Here is a 7,557-nt window from a genome sequence, read left to right on the forward strand (position 1 = left end):
TCAGCATACCTTTATTCCTTMARAAAAGTGAAAAAAGAGTGCTTGAATAACCATATACATAGCAAAGGCACACGTTTTTTGCCGACTGGATGGCCGGTCTGTTTCGTGTACCTTTTTTACGTTTAGCTAAAAAAAGAGAATAGAACGATGAAATAGAATAAAAAAAGAGAGCTGTCGCACAAAGCCGAAATGGCTTAATGCGACAGCCCCTTTTTCTGTAGGGGCGTCCACGTGGGACGCCCGCTCACACAAATCAAGTTTACAAGTATCTCGCATATCCCCGGCGGGCTCGCCACGTGCGAGCCCCTACAAAGGATCAATGTTCTTTTCTATGTCGCGGATAGATCAAGCATAGAAGGCCAGGAGGGCGCCGATTTCGCCGATGACCATGACGATGCCCATGGGGATGGCCGTATGGTCTCCGGCGATGCCGACGACTGGGGCCATGACGGCGCCGCTGATCATGGAGAAGAAGCCGATGAGGGCCGACGCACTGCCGGCGCTGCGTCCCTGGTCCTGCATGGCCATGGAGAAACTGCTGGTACTCATCATGGACAGCGTCGATACGGTCAAGAAGAGAATGACCATGATGACCGGCAGCGGCATGCCGGTACTGAAGGCTGCCAGCAGGGCCACGCTGCCGACAGCGGCCAGACACAGGGAAAACCGAAGGAGTTTCCAGTCAGCAATGCGGCCTGTCAACCGGCCCGTAACGGCACCGTTGATCATGAGGCCGACACCATTGATGCCAAAGATGAGGCTGAAAGCCTGAGCTGATACGCCGTAGACGTTCTGGAAAACAAAGGATGATCCGGAAATATAGGCAAAAAAGGCGGCAAAGGAAAAGCACTGCATGATACAATGCCCCATAAAATAAGGCTGACGGAACAGGGCCGTAAAGCTCTTCATACTGGCTGCCATGCCGCCGGATACGCGGCGCCGCTGCGGCAGGGTTTCACGCATCAAACCGGCCGATACGGTCAGGATCAGCCCGACAATGGCAATAAAGAGGAAGACGCCTTCCCACGGGGCAAAGCGCAGGATCTGGCCGCCGATGACGGGAGCCAGAATCGGTGCAATCCCATTGACCAGCATGAGCATGGCAAAGAGCCGCGTCAAGGCGCTGCCCTTGCAGATATCGCGGGCAATGGCCCGGGACAGGACGATACCGGCGCCGCCGGCACAGCCCTGGATGAAGCGGAACAAAAGAAAGACGGCAATAGATGAAGACAGGATACAGCCTACCGTCGACAAGGTAAAGATCGCCATGCCGACCATCAAGGGCAGGCGGCGCCCCTTATCATCACTGATAGGGCCGACGGCGATCTGCCCCAGCGCCATGCCGGTCATAGAGGCCGTCAAAGTCAGCTGGATGACAGACGGCGTCACGCCAAAGGCCGTCATCATCGACGGCAGGGCTGGCAGATACATATCCGTCGACAGCGGTGCAATAGCTGCCAGCATCCCTAAAAATACGGTCATGAGCAAAAGCCAGCGGCTTCGCTTTGTCTGTGTCATATTATGAATCCCCTTTCGCCAGCAGTCCTGGAACTTCTTCCAGGCTGTGGCAACATGTCCAGGCCAGGTCTTGTACGTCTTTGGGAATAGTAATTAAATCGGGGATCCAGATAGACGGGATTCCCGCAGCATGGGCGGCCAGGATGCCACTCTCTGAATCTTCCAATACTAATGCCTGGTCCGGTGAAACACGGGCTTTGTCGCAGGCCATGAGGAACACATCCGGATCCGGCTTGCCATGGGCCGCTTCTTCCCCGCTCTGGACGACGGAAAAGAAGGGAGCTACACCCGTTTTATCTAATAAATATTCAATCAGTGTCCGCGGTGATGACGAAGCGACGGCGCAGGCAATCCCTTCTTCCCGGGCGTAGTGCAGGACGTGGAGCAGGCCCGGCTTGATGGGAATAGCATGGCTGCGGTAATATTCCAGCTGCAAGGCCACCTTTTCCCGACAAATATCGTCATAGGGATAATCCGGACCGAAGGCGTCATCACAAATAGCACGGATGCGCAGATTGTCCCGTCCCAGCATGCGGTCGAACACCGAGCGGTCCAGGTCAAAACCATACCGGGCTGATACGTCCCGCCAACAGCGATAAGAAATGGGTTCCGTATCAAACATGGTCCCATCCATATCAAAAATAAGTGCTTTTCGTATATCCATACATCCTCCCCATCATATACTTTATGAGCTTATTATTCTTCAATCACTATTCTATTATATAAAAAAATAAAGTAATTGCAATTCTTCCCGGCAAAATACTCAATAACTATTCCCATTTTCGATAATATTATGATTTTTTTTGCATTTCTTTTATTCTCAATTTCTTTCTCGTTATTACTTGTATCTCGCCCTATCTCTGCTATAATGAAGGGAATCAGAAAGCTGGGTGATTTCATATGATCGAATTCATTATCCGCCGCTTCATCAAGAACTATGAGGATACCGATGACAAACACGTCCGTGAACAATACAGTATCCTCGGCGGCATCTTAGGCATTATTTGTAACCTCTTCCTCTTTGTCAGCAAATTCCTCGTCGGCATGATGAGCAACAGCATCGGTATCTTGTCCGATGCCTTCAACAACCTGACCGACATGTGTTCGTCATTCATTTCCATCATCAGTGCCAAATTGAGCAACCGACCGCCAGACAAGGAACATCCCTTCGGCCACGGCCGCTTTGAATACCTGGCATCGCTGACCATTTCCATCATCCTCCTCGTCGTCGGCTACAAGCTCTGCGAAACGTCGATTGGCAAATTCTTTGAACCAGAAGACATGGAATTCTCCTATTGGAGCATCGGCGTCCTCGTCATCTCCATCGCCGTCAAGGTCTGGATGTGCATCTATAACCGCTATATCGGCAAGAAAATCAATTCCGGCGTCAACGATGCGACGGCTGCCGACAGCATTGCCGATGCCATCGCCACGACGGGCGTCCTGGTCGCTACCATTGCCCAGCAGTTCACGACGCTGCCCATCGACGCCGCTGCCGGCACGGCCATCGGCCTGATGATCATGTACGCCGGCTACGGCATTGCCAAAGACGTCATTAACATTCTCCTGGGCAAGGCGCCGGACCCGGAACTCATCCGGGGCATCGTAGCGACTGCTTTGAATTGTCCCCACGTCGTCGGCGTCCACGACATCCGCATCCACGACTACGGCCCGGGCCGCATGTTCGGCTCGATTCACGCCGAAGTCCCGGACAAGGCTGACCTCGTCGAAGTCCACGCCGCCTTAGACGTCCTGGAAGACGAATTGCAGGACAAGTACCATATGGAAGTCAATATCCACATGGACCCGCTCTGCACAGACATCCACAAAATCAACGACGTCCGCCACGTCCTGGATAAGATCGTCCACGAAAAATATCCCCGTTATCATACGGACCACCTGCGCATCACCTCAGGCCATGCCCGGCTCAATGTCATCTGTGACATCCACATCCCGCCGGCAGAATATAACGTCGAAAACATCGCCCGCATCCGCCGCGACATCAACGACTGCATGCGAAAATACAACGATAAATACCGCGTCGTCCTGGCCAAAATCATGGCTGATCCGGGGAAATGACAAAAAGAGGCTGTCGCATTAAGACAGCCTCTTTTTGAGTTTTAAGTTTGTAGTTTTTAGTTTGCAGCAAATGGTAAAAAATTTAAAACCAGCTTCTACAAACTACAAACTCCATACTACAAACTATGAAGCAAAGGAACCTCGCATGATGACAGAAGCCTTCATACGCCTCACTGCACGACCAGGGACCGCGGTTCCAGCATGGCCTGCAGTTTTTGCCGCAGGTCTTCTGTCGTTTCTACCCAATATTTTTCATTAGTCAAGATGGTCTTGCGGCTGCCCATGAGGTGGAAGTAAACCTTGACCGGTCCCGGATGTTGTTCCAGGACCTGGCCGATACGGCCGGCCAAATCGGTCCGTTCCAAGTGGGCCGGGATCTTGATGAATAATTTGGCGCCCATACCGGGATGCCAATAGTCGCCAGCCTGGCGGGCTGCTGCCGGCGATACGGCAGCGGGCTGCACGGGTTCTCCCTTTTCCTGGTCCAGCGGTTTCACTTCTTCGGCCAGGATCTGGATGCTGTCGTCGTTGATGTCGGCCCGGCCGCGGATGGCGACGGCCATATCGACGGCGACGGCCTGCTGATAGCGGGCATAGGTCTTAGGGAAGACGACGACCGATACGGCATGGGTGAAGTCTTCGACGGTGATGATGGCCATTTGTTCATTGCGCTTGGTCATGACCTGCTTCTTGGCCGTAATCAGGCCGCCGATGCGCATCATCTTGCCATCGTACTGCCGCCCGTCTTCCCCATAGAGGACCGACAAGGGCGTCAATTTCTTCATAATGTCCTTATATTTATTGAGGGGATGGCCACTGAAATAAAAACCATCGTATTCCTTTTCCATGGCCAGTCGCATTTCGATGGGATATTCCTCGATATCCGGATATTCCAGTTCCGTCATGACATCTTCGGCATCGTCGAAGAGCCCCATCTGACCCGACGCGTAGTCCTTCTGACTGAGGGACCCCATGGCGATGGCCTGGTCGATGACGGCCATGAGTTGGGACCGCTTCTTGCCAAAAGAATCCATAGCCCCGCATTTGATGAGGCTTTCCAGGGCCCGCTTGTTGACGATATGGTAATCGACGCGGCTGCAGAAATCGCCGAGCGATGTGAATGGTCCGCCCTCTTCGCGGGCCTTGACGATGGCTTCGATGGCGTTGGCGCCAACGCTCTTGACGCCGGACAGGCCAAAGCGGATGGCCCCGTCCTGGACGGAGAACATGGATATGCTGGCATTGACGTCAGGCGACAGGACCTGGACGCCGTGACGGCGGCACTCTGCGACGTAGTAACTGATTTTACTGACATCGTTGATCATGCTGGTCATAGTCGCTGCCATGAATTCCGGCCGATAATGGGCCTTGAGGTACGCCGTCTGCCAGGCTACGTAGGCATAAGCTGCCGAATGGGACTTGTTGAAACCATAGCCGGCGAAATAGACCATGAGGTCGAATACCTTGTTGGCAATGTCGTCGGGAATGGCGTTCTTTCGCGTCCCTTCCAGGAAATTAGCCCGCTGGGCGACCAGGATGGATTCCTTTTTCTTGCCCATGGCGCGGCGCAGCAAATCAGCTTGTCCCAAGGAAAAGCCGCCCATGACCGAGGCGATCTGCATGACCTGTTCCTGGTAGAGGATGACGCCATATGTATCCTTGAGGATCGGTTCCAGCAGCGGGTGCAGGTAGGTGACTTTCTTTTCACCGTGACTGCCCTTGATGAAATCATCGACCATGCCGCTGCCCAAAGGCCCCGGACGGTAGAGGGCGACGAGCGGGATCATGTCTTCAAAGTGCCTCGGCGCCAGTTCCTTGACCAGGTTGGTAATGCCCGATGATTCCATCTGGAAGACACCGGCCGTATCGCCTTCGGTCAGGAGCCGGCACGTTTCCGGGTCATCCAGGGGAATGGCATTGATGTCCAGGTCGATGCCGTGGTCCTTTTTGATCATCTTGACGGCATCACCGATGACGGTCAGCGTCCGCAAGCCCAGGAAGTCCATTTTGAGCAGGCCCAGTTCTTCGACCAGGTCCTTTTCGTACTGTGTCGTCAAATCGCCTTCCTTGGAATGTTGGACCGGCACGTAGTCGTCGACAGGAGCCGCCGAGATGACGACGCCCGCTGCGTGAGTCGATGAATGGCGGACCAGGCCTTCCAGGGATTTACCGAAATCGACGAGGCGGTGGACCGTCGCATTCTGTTCATATTCCTCGCGGAATTCCTTGCTCATCTTCAGGGCCTTGTCGAGGGTCATGCCCAATTCGTTAGGCACCATCTTGACGATGCGGTTCACTTCACTCAAGGGGATGTCGAGGACGCGGCCGACATCACGCAGGACGGCTTTGGCCGCCAAGGTCCCGAAAGTGATGATCTGCGAGACGTGGTCGACACCGTATTTCCGGGTAACGTAATCGATGACGCGGCCCCGGTTTTCATAACAGAAGTCCATGTCGATATCCGGCATAGTGACGCGTTCCGGGTTGAGGAATCGTTCAAAGAGGAGGTCGTACTTGAGCGGGTCCAGACCGGTAATGCCCAGCAAATACGCGACGACCGAGCCCGCTGCCGAGCCGCGGCCCGGCCCGACGGGGATTTCATGGTCCCTGGCGTATTTGACATAGTCCCAGACGATGAGGAAGTACGACGGGAATCCCATAGTGTCGATGACACCCAATTCATAGTCCAGCCGTTTGCGGACTTCCGGCGTAATGGGGTCATATTTTTCCGGCAGGGCCTGCTCGCAGAGCTTGCGCAGATAGGACGAATCCGTTTCCCCCTTGGGTACGGGGAACTGCGGCAGATGGCGCTCACTGAAAGAAATCTCGACGTTGCACTTATCGGCGATTTCCAGCGTCGTATCCAGGGCTTCGGGCATGTCGGCAAAGAGGTCGGCCATTTCGTCACCGCTCTTCATATAAAATTCATTATTATAAAAACGGAAATGCGACGGGTCATCGAGAGTACTGCCCGTAGAAATACAGAGCTTGACCTCCTGGGCAGCTGCATCGCTGGGGTCGATGTAATGATAATCGTTGGTAGCCACCAGCTTTAGGCCATATTCCTGGGACCAGCGCTTGAATACCGTGCGGACAACTTTTTCTTCCGGAATCCCATGGTTCTGGACTTCCAAGTAAAAATCATCCTTGCCAAAAATCGAAACCAGCCGGTCCAAAGTCCGCTTGGCCCCTTCTTCATTGTGATTGAGGATATCCTGCTGGATGTGGCCTTCGATGCAGGCACTCATGGCGATGAGGCCTTCATGATACTGTTCGAGCAAATCGTAGTCGACGCGGGGCTTATGGTAATTATTTTCCCCATCGACAAAACCTTTGGACACGATTTTGATGAGGTTGTGGTAACCCTTATTGTCTTTGGCCAGCAAAATCAAGTGACAGAGCCGTTCTTTCGTCTTCTTTTCAAAACGGCTGCCCCGGGTCATATACACTTCACACCCCAGAATCGGCTTGATGCCTTGGGCTACGGCTTCCTTATACAGATAAATGACACCGTACATATTGCCATGATCCGTAATCGCCACAGCCGGCATATTCAGCTCCTTGGCACGCTTCACCATATCGGGAATCTTGCACAAGCCGTCGAACAAACTGTATTGAGTATGGACATGCAAATGAACAAAAGGCCGCATCCAAAAAATCCTCCTTCAAAAAAATCGCTAATGAGATAAAGTTATCCGTAATAGGGTATTATACCACATTAGCGATAAGATTGTTAAGGGGGACATAAGACGCGATAAGGTAAAATATATTTCGCAAATCCAATTTCATAAAAAATAGACATAGTCTATTGCCGCTAGTACAATTAAGTTACCACACAAAATTCGTAAGGAGGCAATAGACCATGTCTGGTAATATTATACAACTTAATGAGGATCTTATAAAGAATAATTTAAAGGATCTTGTACGCAACAGTGTAGAGGAAACACTGAACGCCTGCTC

4 protein-coding genes are annotated in these 7,557 nt (G+C 52.8%); 1 reads left to right on the plus strand and 3 read right to left on the minus strand.

The window, feature by feature from the left end; translation table 11 throughout:
* Positions 1 to 345: 345 nt before the first annotated feature.
* Together NM10_RS10400 and NM10_RS10405 are read right to left on the minus strand one after the other, a co-directional pair.
* On the minus strand, positions 346 to 1,518 hold the full coding sequence (locus NM10_RS10400; protein ID WP_020311529.1) for a multidrug effflux MFS transporter: 1,173 nt from the start codon (positions 1,516 to 1,518) through the stop codon (positions 346 to 348).
* A 1-nt stretch (position 1,519) separates the two neighbouring features.
* Positions 1,520 to 2,182, minus strand: a complete 663-nt coding sequence (locus tag NM10_RS10405) for an HAD family hydrolase (RefSeq protein ID WP_020311530.1) — start codon at positions 2,180 to 2,182, stop codon at positions 1,520 to 1,522.
* 236 nt (positions 2,183 to 2,418) lie between these two features.
* On the opposite strand from NM10_RS10405, the gene NM10_RS10415 reads away from it, so the two are divergent.
* On the plus strand, positions 2,419 to 3,597 hold the full coding sequence (locus NM10_RS10415) for a cation diffusion facilitator family transporter (RefSeq protein ID WP_020311532.1): 1,179 nt from the start codon (positions 2,419 to 2,421) through the stop codon (positions 3,595 to 3,597).
* A 170-nt stretch (positions 3,598 to 3,767) separates the two neighbouring features.
* Here NM10_RS10415 and NM10_RS10420 read toward each other — a convergent pair whose 3' ends face one another.
* Positions 3,768 to 7,247, minus strand: a complete 3,480-nt coding sequence (locus tag NM10_RS10420; RefSeq protein ID WP_020311533.1) for a DNA polymerase III subunit alpha — start codon at positions 7,245 to 7,247, stop codon at positions 3,768 to 3,770.
* Between the last annotated feature and the right edge of the window lie 310 nt (positions 7,248 to 7,557).

This window comes from Megasphaera sp. NM10 (assembly GCF_000417505.1).
GTDB lineage: Bacteria > Bacillota > Negativicutes > Veillonellales > Megasphaeraceae > Megasphaera > Megasphaera intestinihominis.